Consider the following 18,064-nt stretch of genomic DNA (forward strand, 5'->3'; position numbering starts at 1 on the left):
GCTTTCGGCACGAAGCGGACGTCCACACGCACACCTTCTGGCTGGCGCCAGGGGCGGCCGCCGCGAGAACAGGGACAGGTGTGCGGCCCTCGGTGTTCGGCTATCTTGAGAGTTCTTGCCAAAACCCTTCAAGCACAGACGCATGCAAGCGATTTCGAGGATTGTTCGAAACGGGCGGTGGCTCAACTACTTCGTATTGTCCGTCGTGTTCTTGGCTGCCGGCTGCAAGGGCGAGCATGTGCCGGCAAAGGATCTCGGGGCGGACCTCGATGAGGTGGCCGCAACACTGATACAGCAGCCGTTGCTCCACTCAACCTCGATCGCAGTCGTATATCGGGGCCAGGAATTCATCCGTCATCGCGGCAACATGGAAGCCGGCAGGCTGAGCCCTCCGACCGACGCGACCCTCTACGAAATCGGTTCGTTGAGCAAGACCATGGCAGGGACCCTGATGGCCAATGCCGTCCTGGAGCGCAGGCTGGGGCTGGACGACGATGTCCGGAAGTATCTGCACGGCAATTATCCGAACCTGCAGTACAAGGGCGACCCCATCCGCATCCGTCACCTGCTGTCGCATACGAGCGGTCTTCCGAACATGTTGCCGGAACGCGCGAACACGGTGCTCGCGGACTTCACCGATCAGCGTACGCCTCGTGAACTCAATGCCATTTACGCCGGCTATGGCAAGGCGGATTTCTTCAGGGACCTGCATGCCGTCGAGATTCACCAGGTGCCCGGAAAGGATTACGCCTACTCCAGTGCTGGAACCCAACTGGCGGCGCATATTCTGGAGACGGTTTACAAGAGCGACTATGAGTCGCTGTTACGCGAATTCTTCCGCGATTCCGCGGCAATGGCGGACCTCAGAATCAGGCTGGGCGATGCTGAGGCGCCCCGGCTTGCGGTCGGCTACCACAGTGACAACGCGGTACCGACCTCGCCCATGCCGGAGTTGCCTTGGGGAGCATCGGGGAACGTAAAGGCGACCGTTCCGGAAATGGTGAAGTTCCTCAAGTTCCAGCTGGCCGGTGGGCCCGTCGTGACGGAATCACACCGTACTCTTGTCGAATTCGATTCCGAGTTCAGCATCGGCTATTTCTGGAACATCGTCGGCGGCGACCGCTTGAAGGGCACCTACTATGCCCATCATGGTGGTGTGCCCCGCTCGCAGTGCTATATCTACATCATGCCGAAGTATGACCTTGGCATTTTCGTCATCACCAACCAGAGCGGCGACAAGACTGCCCACGCCATGGAGGCGGCGATCAATACACTGGTCGAGAGAATAGCCGCGCGAGATAACATCTCTAGCTAGGGCCTGTCACGTTCGCGTCCTGCGACTCGACTTGACCGAGGGATTGTGAATGACCGCTGCTGGCCAGAAGCAGACGTTATATTGTGCTGCAGAGGCGCGCCTGATTGACCTGGCGGCGTTACCGTGGCAGGGCCCAGGTCGTCATGGCAGCCAGCAACACAACCAAGATCGGCGGTGTACGCGCGAGGGCCAGTAGCCCGAACGCAACCAGCGCCATCGCGGCATCCCATCGGTCATGGATCGCACTCGTCCACACCGGGTTGTACAACGCAGCCAGCAGAATCCCGACCACCCCGGTGTTGACGCCAGCAATCGAAGCTTGCAAAGCCTTTCGGTGGCGCAGGGCCTCCCAGAACGGCAGCGCCCCCACGAGCACAAGAAAGGCTGGCAGGAAAATGACTGCCAACAGCACAAGGCCTCCAAGCCAGCCACCCAGCGGCCCCTTGGCCAGGGCTCCCAAGTACGCCGCGAAAGTGAAGAGAGGGCCTGGCACCGCCTGCGCCGCACCGTACCCAGCGAGCAGATCCGCAGTGGTCACCGTGCCGCTTTGGACAACCGCGGTCTGCAGCAACGGCAGTACGACATGGCCGCCGCCAAAGACCAAGGCACCAGCACGGTACGTCCCCTCCAACAGCACAGCCAACGGGGAGCCACTAGCCACCACCCACACAGGCAGCAGAACAAGCGGCAGCACCAACAGCATCAGCGCTACCGAGCCCGTTCTTCGCGAGACGGGATAGCTGCAAGCGAACTGGCCCTGGGCAGGCTCGATTTTCAGCGCCCAGCGACCGAGCAGGCCGCTGCAGATGATCACCACCATCTGGCCGAAGACCGAGGGCAGTGCTAGCGTCAATACGGCGGCGACAAGCGCCATCCCTGCCCGCAGGCGGTCCGGGCATAGGGTCCGGGCCATTCCCCATACAGCCTGCGCCACCACGGCAACTGCAACGATCTTCAGGCCATGCAGCCAACCGGATTCGAGGATGCCTTGGTATCGAGCAACGCCAAATCCGAACAGGATCATCAGTACGGCCGATGGCAGGGTAAAACCTGCCCAGGCGGCCAGCAGGCCAAGCCAGCCGGCGCGAGCCAAGCCCAGCGCCATCCCAACCTGGCTGCTGGCTGGGCCTGGCAGTAACTGGCACAAGGCCACCAGATCCGAGTAGCTACGGTCCGTCAGCCACCGGCGGCGCTCGACAAACTCGAGGCGGAAGTAGCTCAGATGGGCGATCGGGCCGCCGAACGAGGTCAGTCCCAGTCGTAGGAACACCAGGAAGACACGCCACGCACTTTCGCTTTTTGCGGGATGGAGCGTCGGCATGGGGCAGGATCTCCGGTTGTTCTCAAAGGCGGCCAGCCCGGCCCAGCACCCAGACTAGGTCGCCGGGCTTCCCCTGTGCTCGGCCACCAACTCTCCATCTTCCTTCCGGAATGGTCCGGGAAGCTTCGGCAGGATCCAGCACCAGTTCGGAAGGGCGGCACAGGCGCGTGCCATTATCGGTTTGCACGAAAGGACGATTGATGAGTATTGGGTGCGCCAGCATGGCATCAAGCAGCGCGTCGTCGCTCAGTGCCGCATCGCCCAGTGCCAGCTCGTCATAAGGAGTGCCCTTCTGCCGGAGGGCGTCGCGCACGCTCAAGCCCGCGGCCCTGATGAGGTCGACCAGGCGCGCGCGGCTGGGCGGGTGGGCCAGGTAGTCGATCACTTCCGGCTCGATCCCGGCGAAGCGGATCATCGCCAGGGTGTTGCGCGAGGTGCCGCACTTGGGGTTGTGGTAGATGACCGCGTTCACGCACTTTCCTCCTCGTTCAAAACAGTTTCCACCACCCCTGCAGCGGCCGCGAGCGCCGCCGCCTCGATGGCCCCCTTGCGCTCGCTGTAACGGTCCACCAGGTAGTCGGTGCGCCCACGTACCAGCAGGGTGAACTTGACCAGTTCCTCCATGACGTCCACCACGCGATCGTAGTACGCCGAGGGTTTCATTCGACCTTCGTCGTCGAACTCCTGCCAGGCCTTGGCGACCGAGGACTGGTTGGGGATCGTCACCATCCGCATCCACCGGCCGAGCACACGCAGCGCGTTGACGACGTTGAACGACTGCGAACCGCCGCAGACCTGCATCACGGCCAGCGTGCGGCCTTGGGTGGGGCGCACGCTGCCCTCTTCCAGTGGCAGCCAGTCGATCTGGTTCTTGAATACCGCGGTAAGGGTGCCATGGCGTTCCGGGCTGACCCACACGTGTCCCTCCGACCACAGCGAGGCCTGGCGCAGCTCCTGCACCTTTGGGTGGGTGGCTGGCACCGAGTCAAGCATCGGCAGCTCATGTGGATCGAACAGGCGGGTTTCCGCCCCGAGCTGTTCCAGCAGCCGCTGCGCCTCCAGCGCCAGCTTGCGACTGAACGACTGAGGTCGCAGCGACCCGTACAGGATCAGGATGCGCGGGCGGTGCGGCTGCGCGGCCGGGTCGTTGAGCTTGGTGGCCGTCGGGATGTCCAAGGCACCTGGGACCAAGTTGGGGATCTGCTGCACGGGGTTGTCCTACGGAATCGATTCTATTATTCTAGAATCATGGAACATAACGCTGCAACCCACGCTCTTGCTGCCTTGGGCCACGCCACCCGCCTGTCGATCTTCCGCCTGCTTGTACAGGCCGGCAGCGGCGGCAAGCTGGCCGGTGACATTGCCCAGACGCTCTGCTTGCCTGGTGCCACGCTCTCCTTCCACCTGAAGGAACTGTTGGCTGCGGGCCTGATCAGCGCCGAGCAACATGGTCGGACGATCTGCTACCGGGCCGAGTTCGAGGCGATGACCGCATTGGTGGCCTATCTCACGGAGAACTGTTGTGCCGACGAACAGGCCTGCGAACGACCCGTTGGCTGCTGACCAACCCACCTTAGAGATCGCTCAGATGACCCGTCGCGTCCTGTTCTTGTGTACCGGTAATTCCGCTCGCAGCGTGTTGGCCGAATCGACCCTGAAAAAGTGGGGCCAAGGCCGCTACGAGTCCTTCAGCGCCGGCAGCCAGCCGGCCGGCCGCGTCAACCCGTTTGCCATTGCTCAGTTGCAGCGCGAGGGTTTCCCGGTGGACGGCCTTCGCAGCAAGTCGTGGGACGAGTTCGCCGAAGCGGATGCCGCGCCGATGGATCTGATCGTCACCGTCTGCGACAGCGCGGCGGCCGAGGCATGCCCGGTAGTGTTCGGCGACTTTGTACGGGTGCACTGGGGCCTGTTCGATCCGGCCGGCGTTGAAGGCTCGGACGGACAGAAAGCCGAAGCGTTCGATCGCGCGCACCAGATCATCAAGGCGCGCCTGAAGGCGTTTCTGGAGATCTCAGACAGCGTCTGGGATGACAGCGAGGCCCTCAAGGCCCGGCTCGACCCGATCGCACAGATCAACTGACCGTCTTTCCGGAAATCCCCATGACCACTGATACCTCCCGCCTGTCCTTCCTGGACCGGTATCTCACGCTCTGGATCTTCGCCGCCATGGCGCTCGGCGTCGGCATGGGGGCGTTGTTCGAAGGTGTACCCAGCGCGTTGAACAGCCTCTCCATAGGGTCGACCAACATCCCGATCGCGATTGGTCTGATCCTGATGATGTATCCGCCGCTGGCCAAGGTGAAGTACGAGGAACTGCCGCGGGTCTTCGCCGACAAACGGGTACTGATGCTCTCGCTGCTGCAGAACTGGATCGTCGGTCCGTTCCTGATGTTCGGCCTGGCCGTGCTGTTCCTGCGCGATTACCCCGAGTACATGACCGGCCTGGTCCTGATCGGGCTGGCACGGTGCATCGCCATGGTGCTGGTCTGGAATCAGCTTGCCCGCGGTGACGGCCAGTACGTCGCCGGGCTGGTGGCATTCAACTCGATCTTCCAGATTGCGCTGTTCAGCGTCTATGCGTGGTTCTTCCTGTCCTGGTTGCCGCCGGTGTTCGGTCTGCAGGGCAGCGTCATCGATGTCAGTTTCTGGACCATCGCCGAGGCTGTTCTGATCTACCTTGGTATCCCGTTCCTGGCGGGCTTCCTCACCCGCCGATGGTTGAAGGCGCGCAAGGGCGTGCAATGGTATGAAGAGACGTTCCTGCCCGCCATCAGCCCGGTAACCCTCGCCGCACTGCTGTTTACCATCGTGGCGATGTTCAGCCTGAAGGGAGGCGATGTGCTGAGGATTCCGATGGACGCGGTACGCATCGCGATCCCGCTGACGTTGTACTTCATCATCCAGTTCGTCATCAGTTTCTTCATGGGCAAGCTGATCGCCAAAGACTACCCCCGCACCACCGCGATCGCGTTCACCGCAGCAGGCAACAACTTCGAACTGGCCATCGCCGTGGCGATCGCGGCGTTCGGGCTGGCTTCCCCGGTAGCCTTCGCGGCTGTTATCGGCCCGCTGGTGGAAGTGCCCGTGCTGATTCTGCTGGTCCACGTCGCCCTGCGCCTGGGCAAAAGCTACTTTCCTGCCGATGCACGGAGCCGCTGAATCGCCTAGGTGCTGCAGCATGAGGAAGTCCCGATGGACAGCGTCGATGTCGTGGTGATCGGAGGTGGCCAGGCGGGTCTTTCGGCTGGCTACTTCCTGCGTCGCAGCGGGCTGTCCTATGTGATTCTTGATGCCGAAACGTCACCTGGCGGGGCGTGGCAGCATGCGTGGAAATCCCTGCATCTGTTCTCGCCGGCGGGCTGGAGCTCGATTCCCGGTTGGCCGATGCCTGCTACCCGGGAACCGTGCCCGTCGCAGGCGGAAGTGCTCGACTACCTCGCGCGCTACGAGCATAAGTATGCGCTGCCCGTCATCCGTCCCGTGCAGGTGAAACGCATCAGCCGCTCGGGGAGCCGGCTGCGGGTGGAAGCAGATGACGGCCGGCAGTGGCAGACACGTGCAGTGATCAGCGCCACGGGTACGTGGCGGCATCCCTGCACGCCCGGATATGAAGGTCTGGACGCTTTCGGCGGCGTGCAGCTGCACTCGGCCCACTACAGCCATCCCGAACCCTTCGCCGGAATGCGCGTGGCCATCATCGGCAGCGGCAACTCAGGCGCACAGATTCTGGCCGAGGTCTCCAAGGTGGCCAAGACCACGTGGATCACCCAGCGGGCGCCAGCCTTCCTGGCCGACGATGTCGACGGGCGCGTTCTGTTCGCACGCGCAACCGAGAAGTGGAGGGCTCAGCAGGAAGGACGTGAGCCGGATATTCAGCGGGATGGTTTTGGCGACATCGTGATGGTGCCGCCGGTGGTGGACGCACGGCGCCGCGGTGTACTGGTCTCCATGCCGCCACCCGTCCGTTTCACCGCCACCGGCATGCAGTGGGCAGATGGCAGCGAACGCAACTTCGACGCGGTGATCTGGTGCACCGGCTTCCGGCCGGTATTGTCGCACCTGGAAGGACTGGGCATTGTCAACGCTCGTGGTCGGATCGACGTGGATGACACCCAGGTTCGGTCGGTCGCAGCGCCATCGGTTTGGCTGCTCGGCTATGGCGACTGGAATGGCGCAGCATCGGCCACGCTGATCGGGGTGACCCGATACGCGCGCGAGGCAGTAAGGCAGATCAGCGACTACATCGGGGAGGCTTCTCCGGTGTTATCTGGCGCGTGAGCCTCGGCGCCATTGCCCAGCGCCCGCACCTGCGATTGCAGGGCCATGCGGTCCAGCGCTTCAGGCTTAAGCGCCAACAGCAATCCGAGACGGTGCTGGAGCTGGTGAAGCGTGCTCAGGAACGCCTTATGGACCTGATCAGCACTGCCCTGCACTGCGGCCGGGTCGGGGATGCCCCAGTGGGCGGTAGCCGGGTGGCCCGGCCACACGGGACACGCTTCACCCGCGGCACGATCGCACACCGTTACGATGAGATCCATCTGCGGTGCTTCCGGACCTGCGAATGCATCCCACGGCTTGCTCGACAGTCCGGCAACGTCGAAGCCAATCTCCGAGAGCACCTGCAGGGCCACCGGATGAACTACGCCCTTGGGATGACTGCCCGCACTGTAAGCGCGGATACGTTCGCGCCCTAAATGGCTGGCCAGTGCTTCGGCAAGAATGCTGCGCGCCGAGTTGCCTGTGCAAAGGAACAGAACATTCAGGGGACGCATGTCATCGCAACCATTTATCTAGAATAATCGAAGTATTGCCTTGCCATATGTCAACTCGATGACTGCCGAAAAGGAAGCGGGCACCCCTCGGTGCCCGCTTCGCTCATCTGTTCAATGACCCGACGACCGTGTGGCGCCTGGCGTACGATGCTTTCCCAAGCGGTCTACCAAGGTCTCACTTGCATCGTTGAGACCGAACACCTCAACGGTCGCGCCGTGCTCGCGCAGCTTCATCACTACCCGGTCGAGCGCATCAACGGCGGTCACGTCCCAGAAGTGGGCGTCCTTCAGATCGATGATGACCTCCTTGGGGACATCCAGATAGTTGAAGCTACTCACGAACTGTCCAGAAGACGCAAAGAACACCTGCCCCTTCACAACGTAGACGCGCGAGTCGGTCTCGACCTGGGTGTCGTCGATGATCAGCATCTTGCCGACCTTGCGGGTGAAGAACACCGCCGACAGGATCACGCCTGTCAACACGCCTTTGGCGAGGTCGTGGGTAGCCACGGTCACGATGACCGTGCCAATCATCACGACCGAAGAGCTCTTGGGATGAATGGCCAGCTCGCGCAGCGAGCGCCAGCTGAAGGTGCCGATGCTGACCATGATCATCACTGCGACCAGTGCGGCCATTGGAATCTGACTCACCAGGTTTGACCCATAAACAACCAGAAGGAGCAAAACCACGCCGGCCACAAGGCACGAGAGACGGCCCCGGCCACCGGAAGTGATGTTGATCACCGACTGGCCGATCATTGCACAGCCTGCCATGCCCCCAAAGAAGCCCGTTACGGTGTTAGCCAAGCCTTGGCCCGCACATTCGCGATTCTTCTGGCTCGGGGTATCGGTCATGTCTTCGACGATCTGCGCGGTCATCAGCGATTCCAACAAGCCAACGACCGCCAAAGTCGCCGAAACCGGCAGCAGGATCTGGAGTGTTTCCCAGGTGAATGGCACATCCGGAATCAGGAACGACGGCAGGCTGTCAGGCAGCGCCCCCATGTCGCCTACGGTGCGTACCTGGAAGCCGAAATACATGGAAGCGGCCGTGAGAACCACGATCGCCACCAATGCCGAAGGAACGGCTTTGGTCAGCAGCGGCAGCAGGTAGATGATTGCCAGACCCACAGCACAGATCGCATACACCATCCACGGCATGCCGATGAGCTCGGGAAGCTGCGCCATGAAAATGAGAATCGCCAGTGCATTCACAAATCCGGTCACCACCGAGCGCGACACAAAGCGCATCAGCGAGCCCAACCGCAGGGCGCCGGCCAGCATCTGCAGGACGCCGGCCAGGATGGTGGCGGCAAACAGATACTGAATGCCGTGCTCGCGCACCAGCGTGACCATCACCAACGCCATGGCGCCGGTCGCAGCCGAGATCATGCCAGGGCGGCCACCGGCGATGGCGATGATGACGGCGATGCAGAACGAGGCATACAAACCTACCCTTGGGTCGACGCCGGCGATGATGGAAAACGCGATTGCCTCAGGAATCAGGGCTAGCGCAACGACAATGCCCGACAGCAGGTCACCACGGATGTTACCGAGCCATTGCTGGCGCAGGGGATAAATTGCAGACATAGAAAATGATCTCCGCGCACAGCCGTGCGCGCCAAACGAAAGAAACAGGCACCCTTCCAGACCTATGTGTCTGGGTCGCTTCTTCAATCAAGCGTCAGGGTGGAGTCATCGCTAGCCGATCCGTTGGGTACTTGACGGTATATTGTAGACTTGCATAGCGCCTGAGGGGAAATCCGGCCGGCATCGCGGTCGCGTCGGTGTATTCTCAAGGGTAGCTTCCCAGATCCCAAGATCATTTCGCAGGCGAAGTCGACAAGCTGGTAGGCAGTTGATCAGATTGAATTGAGCTCTGACCGAATCGCCAAAGAAGAGGTGGACATTCGCCGCGGGGCCTATGTCCGCTATCGGCCAAAAGCGGTCAGTTGGACGGGTTGAACTGGGGCCGAAAGATTCTGCTCTCAGCCCCAGAAATGGCGATTAGACTGTCACCACGATCTTTCCAATCTGCTGATTGGCCTCAAGGAAACGATGGGCTTCCTGGATGTCACTCAGAGGGAAGGTCTTGGCGATTATCGGGCTCAGTGCTCCAGACTCCAGCCCCTGCAGAATAAACGCCTTGGCACGTTCAAGGACTTCTGGGTCGGCCACAATTTCTGCATAGAGATAGCCCTTGAGGGTTAGGCTTTTGCCCAGCACGGTAAACAGCGGGAATGGCGTCGGTTCCGAGCTGAGTGCACCGTATACCAGCAGAATGCCACCTCGGGCCATGCTCTGCGTGAGGGGCTCGAAGGACCGCCCGCCAACCGGGTCGAACACAACGCGGGCGCCTTGTCCGGCCGTTATCTCCATCACGCGCTCGACGATATCCTCTTCGTCACTCACGATCACATACGCGGCACCAGCATCCAGAAGGGCCTGTTTCTTCGCACGGGTTCGCGTGATTGCAATTGGTGTGGCGCCGACCATGCGTGCTATCTGGAAGGCAGCCAGACCGACACTGCTTGATGCCGCGGTGACAAGGACAAAGTCGTGTTGCCCGAGTTTGGCCTGCTCGATGAGTGCACCCCAGGCGGTGACGTACTGCATCCAGGACGCAGCAGCCTCTTCAAAGGACAACCTCTCGGGGCTCTTCACCACCAGATGAGCAGGTACATTGGCCAGCTCTCCGTAGGTGCCCCAACGGGCGATGTCCAGAGGCGGGATGAGAGCGACTGCATCACCCACCTTGATCCCGGTTACTGCGCTACCCACTGCAACCACGATGCCTGCGGCCTCGTAGCCCAGGCGGCTAGGGAACTCGGCTTCCTGTAGGTATGCGTGATTGCGAAACATCACCTCGGCTCGGTTCAAGCCAATCGCTTTGACGCCAATCTGCACCTCGTTTGCCGCCGGTGCCGATACGTCCAAATTTTCCAGCTTCAGAACACTGGCGTCACCGTATTCATGGATTCTGACAATGCGTGCCATTGCGGATACCTCGTTTTTGAATGGGCTTCGAAGTGCGCAGGAAAGGTCTGCGGCTAATCGAAGAGTGAATAAAATGTAATCATTGGTTGGTAGCGGATAAAGGCCTACTATGACGTAATATTTGAAACAGAGAGTTTTTAATGGATCGCCCGACCCAGATGGCTACGTTCGTCAGAGCTGGGATCATTCAGCCCTGCTGCGGATGACCTCAACCTATCCCCTCAGTTGGTGGGAAAGCAGGTAAAAATGCTCGAACAACACCTGGGGGTTTCCTTGCTGCATCGGACTACGCGCAGGCAAAGCCTCACCGGGAACACAATGGCGGCTATTGGCCGACACCCATCTGATGCAACAAACTCAAACCGGCCAAACGCGGTTATCTGGTAACTACAGAACCAGGGGGCGATTCACACAGCTTTTCACTCGATATAAGCGGGGCCTGACGCCGAAGCGGCAGGCCCTAAGCTCATTAGAATTCCTGCACCGTTGGGCGCAGAACGATCTCGTTAATATCCACTTCAGCAGGCTGCTCAATTGCGAAGGCGATAGCCCGAGCGACGGATTGAGCGGGAATTGCATGCTTGTAGAAGTCCACCACGAAATCGCGGCTCTGTTGGTGGGTGCTGCCGAATTTCAACTCGGAGTCCACAGCACCCGGTTCGATAGTCGTGGTGCGAATGCTGCCACCGACTTCGTGACGCAGTCCTTCGGAAATGGCCCGTACAGCAAACTTGGTGCCGCTGTACACCGTGCCGCCAGGGCTGAATACCTTCAGGCCTGCAACCGATGCGATGTTGATGAAGTGGCCACTGTTTTGTTTCTGGAAGACCGGCAATGCAGCCGCGACTCCGTACAGCAGCCCCTTGATGTTGATGTCGATCATGCGATCCCACTCGTCAGTGCGAGCATCACTGAGCGGTGCAATCGCCATCAGCCCGGCATTGTTGACCAGTACATCAATGCGCCCGTAGGTGTCCACGGTACCTTGAATGAGCGCTTTGACTTCTTCCTGAGAGGTGACATCGGTCTGATACGCGATTGCCTGACCACCTGCATTGGTCAGCTCAGTCACCAATGCGTCGAGTTTATCTTTGCGGCGTGCGGCCAGCACTACGCGCGCGCCAAGCGCAGCAAGGTGGCGTGCAGTCGCTTCACCCAAGCCACTGCTGGCGCCGGTGATAACGACAACTTTTCCAGAAATGTTATTGCTCATGTTGAGAACCTCATCGGCGGGTTTGTATTTCGCCATGGCTGATTAACCTGGCAGTGAACAAATCTTAGCCCCATGATTGATCTCAATAAATGGAAATTATTGGATTAAGCTATTCCTGAATATGGAACAAATAGGAGGGCAACATGCTTAACCGCTCAAAGCCGGCAAGGTGAGCCACACGACGGTCTACCGGTATGCACGCGAGCTCGGCTTGCACTCGCACTTGCGGCAACCGAAGCGGCGTCGCGGTTACGGCCAGCGCCGCACGGGCCGCTTCGCCGACCGCAAGCCGATTCAGGCTCGACCGCCTGAAGTCGCCGAGCGAAGCCGCATTGGCGACTGGGAAGGCGACTCGGTGCGTCCCGCACGCGGCACGGGCGCGGTGATCACATTGGTCGAGCGGCGAAGCGGCTTCGTGCGCCTGACCTGGAGTCCGGACGGCACCGCCGATGCCGTCTCGCAAGCCATCGAGTGCCGCATGGATCGGCTGGCCGACTACATCCACACCATCACCTTCGATCGAGGCAGCGAGTTCGCCGAGGACCGCAGGCTGGAGAGATCACTCAAGGCTGCGATCTACTTCGCCGATCCGCACAGCCCGTGGCAACGCGGCTGCAACGAGAACCTCAACGGCCTGCTGCCACAGTATTTCCCGCGCAGCCGCGACTTCTCGACCATCACCATGGAAGAGCTACAAGCCGCCGAGGATCGTCTCAACGACAGGCCCAGAAAGAGGCTCGGCTACCTAACCCCAAGCGAGGTATTCTTCAACCCCAACCACATTGCACTTCAACGTTGAATTCGCCGGGGGATTACCATTCAACCGGAGGGGTGAGCCACCGAGCCTCAGTGCCCCGCTTTTCAAGGTGTGTGCCCTACAGAGTCTTGCGACGCGTCAGGGCAAAGCTGGCAACGATCCAACGGCGACCAGCATTTCATCAAATACCGCTCGAACCCTTCCCGGAATTGGGCCACGCTGAGGCCGATAGACGTACAACCCCCATGCCGGAGGTTCTTCGTTCTCCAGCACTTGCACGAGCTTCCCGCTGGCAATGTAGGGGGCGGCCATGTAGTCCGCCAGTTGCGCGAACGCGATCCCGGCCAGCGCCGCTCCCATTTCCATGTCGGCATTGTCGGCGACGAGAGTGGGTGCGGTAGGTGTCCACTGGCGTCCCGCCTTGAAGTGCCAAGGCCAGGGACGGCCGGTATTGATATCCAAGGCCACGGTAACTGGCAGGCTGCTTAGCGCATCGATTTTTGCAGGTACGCCCACTTTCTTGATCAGGCGCGGAGCGGCAACGATGGGGAGTCGCATGTCGGCGGCCTTGCGTGCGACGAAGCGGCTATCGCGCATGAATCCGACCCTGATCCCGACGTCAATCCCTTCGTCAACCGTATTGCTGATGCGATCGGACAGGCGCACATCCAGCGTGATGCCCGGATGACGCTCGGCCACGCGCTCCAGTGCCGGTAGCACCGCTCTGGTGCCCAGGCTGTGCGGTGCGGTGATGCGAACCGTACCGGACAGAGAGGCCTGCTGGTCGGAGCCAGGCGTTCGCCACAGATCCTCGAACTGCTCCAATGCGGGGCGCACTCGGTCTAGCAGCCCTTCGCCGAAGGCGGTGATGCGCACCTGGCGCGTGCTTCGATGAAACAACACCTCGCCGTAGTGTTGCTCCAGTTGCTGGATGGCACGGGTTACACCTTGCGGAGAAGTCCCCAGCCGGGCGGCCGCATCGCGAAAACTGCTGCTTTCGGCCGCCACCCGAAAGATACGCAGTAGTTCCATTTCCTTGTTCATGACGCACGCCTCATGGCCGGTTCTGCTGCTCGTTGATTGTTCCAGATTGTGAAATTATAAAATCGAAACAATTCCATGTACAAGCGGGGAGCGGTTGCCCAGACTAACAGCACCCCGGAATGCTCCGCTCCGAACAACCCAATAAGGAACGCGAATGAACGCTGCCACTCTCATCACTGCCTACTACGACGCCTTCAACCGCGGCGACCGCGAGGCCATGCTGTCCATGTTGACCGATGACGTCGCGCACGACTTGAACCAGGGCGCTCGTGAGGTCGGTCGCGAAGCCTTCCGCGCCTTCCTGCAGCGCATGGACCGCTGCTATGGCGAGCAACTGCGCGGGATCGTGGTGATGGTCAGCGCCGACGGCCTGCGCGCAGGCGCGGAGTACGTGGTGCATGGCGAATACAAAGTGACGGACGACGGGCTGCCGGAAGCCAAGGGCCAGCGTTACGTGCTGCCGGGTGGCGCGTTCTTCGACATCCGCGATGGCAAGATCGCTCGTGTCACCAACTACTACAACCTCGGCGACTGGATCGCACAGGTTGGAGGGGACGCCTGAGATGACCAGCGACGTGCAGGTGCTGGTTCGTCGTGGTCCGGACATTGCCGAATGGTTCGATGCCGTGGCAGGCCTGCGGGCGAGCGTCTTCCGCAGCTTTCCTTACCTGTACGAGGGCGACACCGAATACGAGAAGCACTACCTCGCTATGTACGCCCGTTCGGCAGACAGCCTGCTGGTACTCGCGCTCGCTGATGACGTGGTCGTGGGTGCGTCCACGGGATTGCCGCTCGGCGATGCGGAGCCGGCCTTCCACGTGCCGTTCGCCGATCGAGGAATCCCGATGGAGACAGTGTTTTACTGCGGCGAATCAGTCCTGCTTCCGGCCTTCCGGGGCCTTGGCCTGGGCCATCGCTTCTTTGACGAACGCGAAGCGCATGCCCGTTCGTTGGGGGGCATGCAGTGGACATCGTTCGCGTCGGTGGATCGAGCAGACGACGATCCCCGGCGTCCTTCCAACTACCGCAGTAATGATCCCTTCTGGACCCGTCGTGGCTACGTGCGGCAGTCGGACATGAAGGTTACGCTGCCCTGGAAACAGGTGGGTGAGCCGAGCGAAACCGAGCAGACGCTCACGATGTGGCTGCGCCCCCTGGAGAACGCGAAATGAAAGTAGCAGTTGCGAAATACGCCGTGGGTCAGCCCACGGACTTCGAGGCATTCGCAGCGCGGCAGCGGCAGGTTCTGGAGGAGGCGAGCCGTGCCGGAGCGGAACTGGCCGTGTTGCCCGAATATCTGTCCCTCGAACTGGCTGCGATGTTCGAGCCTGGCATCCGCCAGGATTTCAACGCCTCGCTGGCCGCGCTGCAGGCCTTGCAGCCTGCGTGGCTGGACCTGTACACCGACCTGGCGCGCGAGCTGCGCATGACCATTCAGGCTGGTACGTTCTTGACCCGGGTTGGACCGGATCGCTATCGCAACCGCGCGTGGTGGTTTGCGCCGGACGGCACGCGTGATTACCAGGACAAATTGCAGTTGACGGGGTTCGAGAAAGACACTGGCGTCATCGAGGGGGGCGACGAACTCAAGGTGTTCGACCTGAATGGCGTGCGTGCCGGCATCGCTGTTTGCTACGACAGTGAGTTTCCATTGCCCGTGCGAGCCCAGCGAGAGGCGGGTGCACGCCTGCTGTTGGTCCCGAGCTGTACGGACACGAGGGCAGGTGCAACCCGGGTTCGTGTGGGCTGCATGGCGCGGGCACTGGAGAACCGGATGTTCGTCGCACAGGCCGTGACGACGGGAGCCGCTGACTGGAGTCCGGCGCTGGACACGAACACTGGCGAGGCCACGATCTATGCACCCATGGATCGTGGATTCCCCGAGGACGGCATTCTCGCGACTACTTGCGGCACGCAGACATGGGCGATCAGTGATCTTGACGTTGAGGCACTGGAACGAAACCAAGAACAGGCCCAGGTTGCGGTCGATCGTGACTGGGACGGACAGATGTTGCCTGCACTGCGGAAAGCTCGCCACTCGGGTCATCAGGTCGCCTAGCGACTCTTGAGCAAGCGCTTGATGCAGGTGCGCAATGCCCTGCAGCTGCTCAGCAGCTTGCGGCCGTTCGTGGAGCAGTCAACGGATGGATGGAAACCGTTCTGGAGAGCTATCTGCGGGAAGAATTTCCCAGTAGCGAAATCAGGAGCGATTCGCAGAACAAGTCCATTGACGAGACCATCTCTATCGTCCGCTCCTATCTGCGATAGAGGCACCAGGGTGCCCTCGATGAGGGCAAATTCAGTTAGGCAGTAAAGGAAGCGACATCATGAAATCACGTGCAGCAGTAGCCTTCGGGCCAGGAAAGCCGCTGGAAATCGTCGAGATCGACGTCGAGCCACCACGCAAGGGCGAGGTGCTCATCAAGATCACGAATACCGGCGTTTGCCATACCGACGCCTTCACCCTGTCGGGCGAGGACCCCGAAGGTATCTTCCCGGTCGTGCTGGGTCATGAAGGTGCGGGTATCGTCGTGGAGGTGGGTGAAGGTGTGACCAGCGTGAAGCCTGGCGATCACGTCATTCCGCTCTACACCGCCGAATGCGGCGAGTGCCTGTTCTGCAAGTCCGGCAAGACCAACCTGTGTGTCGCGGTTCGCGCAACCCAGGGCAAGGGGCTGATGCCCGATGGTACGACTCGCTTCTCGTACAACGGTCAGCCGGTTTACCACTACATGGGCTGCTCGACCTTCAGCGAATACACGGTCGTCGCCGAAGTCTCGCTGGCCAAGATCAACCCGGACGCCAACCACGAGCACGTCTGCCTGCTGGGCTGCGGCGTGACCACCGGCATCGGTGCCGTGCACAACACGGCCAAGGTACAGCCCGGCGACTCGGTGGCCATCTTCGGCCTCGGCGGCATCGGTCTGGCTGCGATTCAAGGTGCACGCCAGGCCAAAGCGGGGCGCATCATCGCCATCGATACCAATCCGGCGAAGTTCGAACTGGCTCGTACCTTCGGCGCGACCGAATGTCTCAACCCGAAGGACTTCGACAAGCCGATTCACGAGGTTCTGATCGAGATGACCGGCTGGGGTGTCGATCACACCTTCGAGTGCATCGGCAACGTCGACGTGATGCGTTCGGCTCTGGAAGCTGCCCACCGCGGCTGGGGCCAGTCGATCGTCATCGGCGTGGCTGGTGCTGGCAAGGAAATTTCGACCCGCCCGTTCCAGTTGGTCACCGGTCGCACCTGGAAGGGTTCGGCGTTCGGTGGGGTCAAGGGCCGCACTCAGCTTCCCGGCATGGTGGAAGACGCAATGAAAGGCGAGATCGATCTCGCCCCGTTCGTCACCCACACCATGGGCCTGGACGACATCAACAAGGCCTTCGACCTGATGCATGAAGGCAAGTCGATTCGCACGGTGATCCACTACTGATCACCCACTATCCATTCAACATCAGCCACCAAGGAAATCAACCATGTCCAATCCTGTCATTTCCGGCGACGGCATCTTCTCGCACGTCTTCGTCGGCGCCGCCGACCTCCAGGAGTCGACCGCGTTCTATGACGCCGCTCTGGGTGCTCTCGGCATCAAGAACCTCGGTCCTTTCGGCAACGGATGGGTGCTTTTCGGTCGCGAAAAGCCGGCTTTCATCATCGCCCGTCCGGGCAATGGTGAAGCGTCTTCCAGCAACGGCGTGACGGTCGGCTTTGCGGCCGCCACTCCCGCCGAAGTGGACGCCTTCCACGCCGCCGGCCTTGCCGCAGGCGGTACCGACGAGGGCCAGCCCGGCCCGCGTGGCCACCTGCCGGGTGCCTATGCGGCCTACCTGCGTGATCCGGCGGGCAACAAGGTCTGCGCGTACACCTTCGTCTGAAAGCCCGGAAGCTGAGGGCGTTCTGAAAAGGCCAGCACAAGCCTCTAGACGGCCAGCCTATTGGACGGACCGTGTAGAGCGGTGCCCGCTCATGAAGATGGCCCGCAGCCATGTGCCAAACGCATGGCTGCGGGCATTTGCTTTGAAGCGTGTTTTTTCACCAAGAAGAAATGAGGTCGTTGTGAAAGAGCCGGCCAACATCAATACGACGACCGTACACCCCACTGCGACCGCCACCGTGTACGGCATGCCGGCCTATACCGATCGTGCTGCCGCCGCGGGTGAAGTGCACGCGCGCCCGCATCTGTTGATTCAGGCCCCCCGCGGCATATTGCAGCTCGCTTTCATGACCGAAGGCGACCAGGCCAGGGATCAGATGGCGATGAGCGAGTTGTCCCATCGCTTCGGCGTTGCCGAACCCGACCATGCTACGCCGCTTCACGGCGTGACATGGGATGAAGGAGACCTGCACTGCGAAAAGCACACCGAGTTCTCGACGTATCTCTGGTGCGCTTCGCTGGATTCCGAGACGGGAGAGCCGTGCGGCGAAAATCCGTTCAAGCATGGATTTGTTCCTCCCGGCCCGGTCGTATCCGGCATCCGTTTGAGACTTCTTCCGTGGACGCAGGAAACGGAGAAGGAGGTCGATCGCTTCGATCCTGCCAGCCTGTGCTACTCGCTGGTGGAGAACGGCTCAGCGTCGCTTTGAGCTGGGTATGGAACCACAGCATCGGCTACCGCGGCTCTCGCATCATCATGCATGCGA

The 18,064-nt window shown here is 61.1% G+C and carries 19 protein-coding genes and 3 pseudogenes; 14 read left to right on the forward strand and 8 right to left on the reverse strand.

The annotated features are described in order from the left end of the window. The first annotated feature begins 142 nt into the window (after window positions 1-142). On the forward strand, window positions 143-1,315 hold the full coding sequence (locus NSQ78_RS20245; RefSeq protein WP_024957943.1) for a serine hydrolase domain-containing protein: 1,173 nt from the start codon (window positions 143-145) through the stop codon (window positions 1,313-1,315). 118 nt (window positions 1,316-1,433) lie between these two features. On the opposite strand, the gene chrA is transcribed toward NSQ78_RS20245, so the two are convergent. From chrA to arsH, 3 genes and pseudogenes are all read right to left on the reverse strand, one after another. Then, a complete protein-coding gene (gene chrA, locus NSQ78_RS20250; protein ID WP_024957944.1) occupies window positions 1,434-2,636 on the reverse strand; it encodes a chromate efflux transporter in 1,203 nt (400 codons plus the stop codon). 54 nt (window positions 2,637-2,690) lie between these two features. Further along, window positions 2,691-3,108: pseudogene (gene arsC / locus NSQ78_RS20255) on the reverse strand (arsenate reductase (glutaredoxin)). Then, window positions 3,105-3,845 carry an arsenical resistance protein ArsH gene (arsH, locus tag NSQ78_RS20260; RefSeq protein WP_024957945.1) on the reverse strand — a complete coding sequence of 247 codons (741 nt, stop codon included), beginning with the start codon at window positions 3,843-3,845 and terminating at the stop codon, window positions 3,105-3,107. The pseudogene arsC and the gene arsH overlap by 4 nt, the downstream one beginning before the upstream one ends. 39 nt (window positions 3,846-3,884) lie before the next feature. On the opposite strand from arsH, the gene NSQ78_RS20265 reads away from it, so the two are divergent. From NSQ78_RS20265 to NSQ78_RS20280, 4 genes are read left to right on the forward strand one after another with little or no spacing between them, the layout of a single operon-like run. Further along, window positions 3,885-4,199 (forward strand): metalloregulator ArsR/SmtB family transcription factor, encoded by a 315-nt coding sequence (locus NSQ78_RS20265; protein WP_024957946.1) that lies wholly within the window; start codon window positions 3,885-3,887, stop codon window positions 4,197-4,199. A 25-nt stretch (window positions 4,200-4,224) separates the two neighbouring features. Beyond that, window positions 4,225-4,716, forward strand: coding sequence for an arsenate reductase ArsC (locus NSQ78_RS20270; protein ID WP_024957947.1), 492 nt, complete (start codon window positions 4,225-4,227; stop codon window positions 4,714-4,716). Between the two features lie 20 nt (window positions 4,717-4,736). Next, complete coding sequence (gene arsB / locus NSQ78_RS20275) at window positions 4,737-5,795, forward strand: ACR3 family arsenite efflux transporter (protein ID WP_033834878.1); 1,059 nt, start codon at window positions 4,737-4,739, stop codon at window positions 5,793-5,795. 33 nt (window positions 5,796-5,828) lie between these two features. Next, window positions 5,829-6,914 carry an ArsO family NAD(P)H-dependent flavin-containing monooxygenase gene (locus NSQ78_RS20280; protein WP_033834879.1) on the forward strand — a complete coding sequence of 362 codons (1,086 nt, stop codon included), beginning with the start codon at window positions 5,829-5,831 and terminating at the stop codon, window positions 6,912-6,914. Here NSQ78_RS20280 and NSQ78_RS20285 read toward each other — a convergent pair. From NSQ78_RS20285 to NSQ78_RS20295, 3 genes are all read right to left on the reverse strand, one after another. Beyond that, a complete protein-coding gene (locus tag NSQ78_RS20285) occupies window positions 6,875-7,408 on the reverse strand; it encodes an arsenate reductase ArsC (protein WP_072167338.1) in 534 nt (177 codons plus the stop codon). The genes NSQ78_RS20280 and NSQ78_RS20285 overlap by 40 nt on opposite strands. Before the next feature lie 111 nt (window positions 7,409-7,519). Continuing rightward, window positions 7,520-8,998, reverse strand: coding sequence for a SulP family inorganic anion transporter (locus tag NSQ78_RS20290; RefSeq protein WP_033834881.1), 1,479 nt, complete (start codon window positions 8,996-8,998; stop codon window positions 7,520-7,522). A 417-nt stretch (window positions 8,999-9,415) separates the two neighbouring features. Continuing rightward, window positions 9,416-10,405: a zinc-dependent alcohol dehydrogenase family protein gene (locus NSQ78_RS20295; protein WP_024957952.1), complete on the reverse strand. Its 990-nt coding sequence runs from the start codon at window positions 10,403-10,405 to the stop codon at window positions 9,416-9,418. Window positions 10,406-10,549: 144 nt separating this feature from the next. Here NSQ78_RS20295 and NSQ78_RS20300 point away from each other — a divergent pair. Next, window positions 10,550-10,714, forward strand: a pseudogene (locus tag NSQ78_RS20300) (LysR family transcriptional regulator); the annotation flags it as partial. Between the two features lie 160 nt (window positions 10,715-10,874). Here the strand turns inward: NSQ78_RS20300 and NSQ78_RS20305 are convergent. Beyond that, entirely contained in the window at window positions 10,875-11,618 is a 744-nt protein-coding gene (locus NSQ78_RS20305) for an SDR family oxidoreductase (RefSeq protein WP_033835953.1), read from the reverse strand. Between the two features lie 169 nt (window positions 11,619-11,787). Here NSQ78_RS20305 and NSQ78_RS20310 point away from each other — a divergent pair, with 169 nt between their 5' ends. Further along, window positions 11,788-12,417, forward strand: a complete 630-nt coding sequence (locus NSQ78_RS20310; protein WP_024957954.1) for an IS30 family transposase — start codon at window positions 11,788-11,790, stop codon at window positions 12,415-12,417. A 96-nt stretch (window positions 12,418-12,513) separates the two neighbouring features. Here NSQ78_RS20310 and NSQ78_RS20315 read toward each other — a convergent pair whose 3' ends face one another. Continuing rightward, entirely contained in the window at window positions 12,514-13,419 is a 906-nt protein-coding gene (locus NSQ78_RS20315) for a LysR family transcriptional regulator (protein ID WP_024957955.1), read from the reverse strand. A 154-nt stretch (window positions 13,420-13,573) separates the two neighbouring features. Between NSQ78_RS20315 and NSQ78_RS20320 the strand changes: the two genes are divergently transcribed. The 7 genes and pseudogenes from NSQ78_RS20320 to NSQ78_RS20350 form a co-directional block, all read left to right on the forward strand. Beyond that, on the forward strand, window positions 13,574-13,981 hold the full coding sequence (locus NSQ78_RS20320) for a ketosteroid isomerase-related protein (RefSeq protein ID WP_024957956.1): 408 nt from the start codon (window positions 13,574-13,576) through the stop codon (window positions 13,979-13,981). 1 nt (window position 13,982) lies between these two features. Beyond that, window positions 13,983-14,591, forward strand: coding sequence for a GNAT family N-acetyltransferase (locus NSQ78_RS20325; protein ID WP_024957957.1), 609 nt, complete (start codon window positions 13,983-13,985; stop codon window positions 14,589-14,591). Continuing rightward, window positions 14,588-15,478, forward strand: a complete 891-nt coding sequence (locus tag NSQ78_RS20330; RefSeq protein WP_024957958.1) for a carbon-nitrogen hydrolase family protein — start codon at window positions 14,588-14,590, stop codon at window positions 15,476-15,478. The genes NSQ78_RS20325 and NSQ78_RS20330 overlap by 4 nt, the downstream gene beginning before the upstream one ends. Beyond that, window positions 15,415-15,687, forward strand: a complete 273-nt coding sequence (locus NSQ78_RS20335; protein ID WP_050426966.1) for a metal-sensing transcriptional repressor — start codon at window positions 15,415-15,417, stop codon at window positions 15,685-15,687. The genes NSQ78_RS20330 and NSQ78_RS20335 overlap by 64 nt, the downstream gene beginning before the upstream one ends. 59 nt (window positions 15,688-15,746) lie before the next feature. Continuing rightward, a complete protein-coding gene (locus tag NSQ78_RS20340) occupies window positions 15,747-16,856 on the forward strand; it encodes an S-(hydroxymethyl)glutathione dehydrogenase/class III alcohol dehydrogenase (protein WP_024957959.1) in 1,110 nt (369 codons plus the stop codon). Window positions 16,857-16,899: 43 nt separating this feature from the next. Next, window positions 16,900-17,298: a VOC family protein gene (locus NSQ78_RS20345; protein ID WP_024957960.1), complete on the forward strand. Its 399-nt coding sequence runs from the start codon at window positions 16,900-16,902 to the stop codon at window positions 17,296-17,298. Between the two features lie 181 nt (window positions 17,299-17,479). After that, window positions 17,480-18,004, forward strand: a pseudogene (locus tag NSQ78_RS20350) (DUF3422 family protein); the annotation flags it as partial. Window positions 18,005-18,064 lie beyond the last annotated feature (60 nt).

It is taken from the genome of Stenotrophomonas sp. FSL W7-1447, from assembly GCF_037966425.1.
Lineage (GTDB): Bacteria > Pseudomonadota > Gammaproteobacteria > Xanthomonadales > Xanthomonadaceae > Stenotrophomonas > Stenotrophomonas pavanii.

Coding starts and splice junctions, on each gene's coding strand:
- NSQ78_RS20245 (WP_024957943.1), top strand. CDS start 143: ATGCAAGCGATTTCGAGGATTGTTCGAAACGGGCGGTGGCTCAACTAC.
- chrA (WP_024957944.1), bottom strand. CDS start 2,636: ATGCCGACGCTCCATCCCGCAAAAAGCGAAAGTGCGTGGCGTGTCTTC.
- NSQ78_RS20265 (WP_024957946.1), top strand. CDS start 3,885: ATGGAACATAACGCTGCAACCCACGCTCTTGCTGCCTTGGGCCACGCC.
- NSQ78_RS20270 (WP_024957947.1), top strand. CDS start 4,225: ATGACCCGTCGCGTCCTGTTCTTGTGTACCGGTAATTCCGCTCGCAGC.
- arsB (WP_033834878.1), top strand. CDS start 4,737: ATGACCACTGATACCTCCCGCCTGTCCTTCCTGGACCGGTATCTCACG.
- NSQ78_RS20280 (WP_033834879.1), top strand. CDS start 5,829: ATGGACAGCGTCGATGTCGTGGTGATCGGAGGTGGCCAGGCGGGTCTT.
- NSQ78_RS20285 (WP_072167338.1), bottom strand. CDS start 7,408: ATGCGTCCCCTGAATGTTCTGTTCCTTTGCACAGGCAACTCGGCGCGC.
- NSQ78_RS20290 (WP_033834881.1), bottom strand. CDS start 8,998: ATGTCTGCAATTTATCCCCTGCGCCAGCAATGGCTCGGTAACATCCGT.
- NSQ78_RS20295 (WP_024957952.1), bottom strand. CDS start 10,405: ATGGCACGCATTGTCAGAATCCATGAATACGGTGACGCCAGTGTTCTG.
- NSQ78_RS20305 (WP_033835953.1), bottom strand. CDS start 11,618: ATGAGCAATAACATTTCTGGAAAAGTTGTCGTTATCACCGGCGCCAGC.
- NSQ78_RS20315 (WP_024957955.1), bottom strand. CDS start 13,419: ATGAACAAGGAAATGGAACTACTGCGTATCTTTCGGGTGGCGGCCGAA.
- NSQ78_RS20320 (WP_024957956.1), top strand. CDS start 13,574: ATGAACGCTGCCACTCTCATCACTGCCTACTACGACGCCTTCAACCGC.
- NSQ78_RS20325 (WP_024957957.1), top strand. CDS start 13,983: ATGACCAGCGACGTGCAGGTGCTGGTTCGTCGTGGTCCGGACATTGCC.
- NSQ78_RS20330 (WP_024957958.1), top strand. CDS start 14,588: ATGAAAGTAGCAGTTGCGAAATACGCCGTGGGTCAGCCCACGGACTTC.
- NSQ78_RS20340 (WP_024957959.1), top strand. CDS start 15,747: ATGAAATCACGTGCAGCAGTAGCCTTCGGGCCAGGAAAGCCGCTGGAA.
- NSQ78_RS20345 (WP_024957960.1), top strand. CDS start 16,900: ATGTCCAATCCTGTCATTTCCGGCGACGGCATCTTCTCGCACGTCTTC.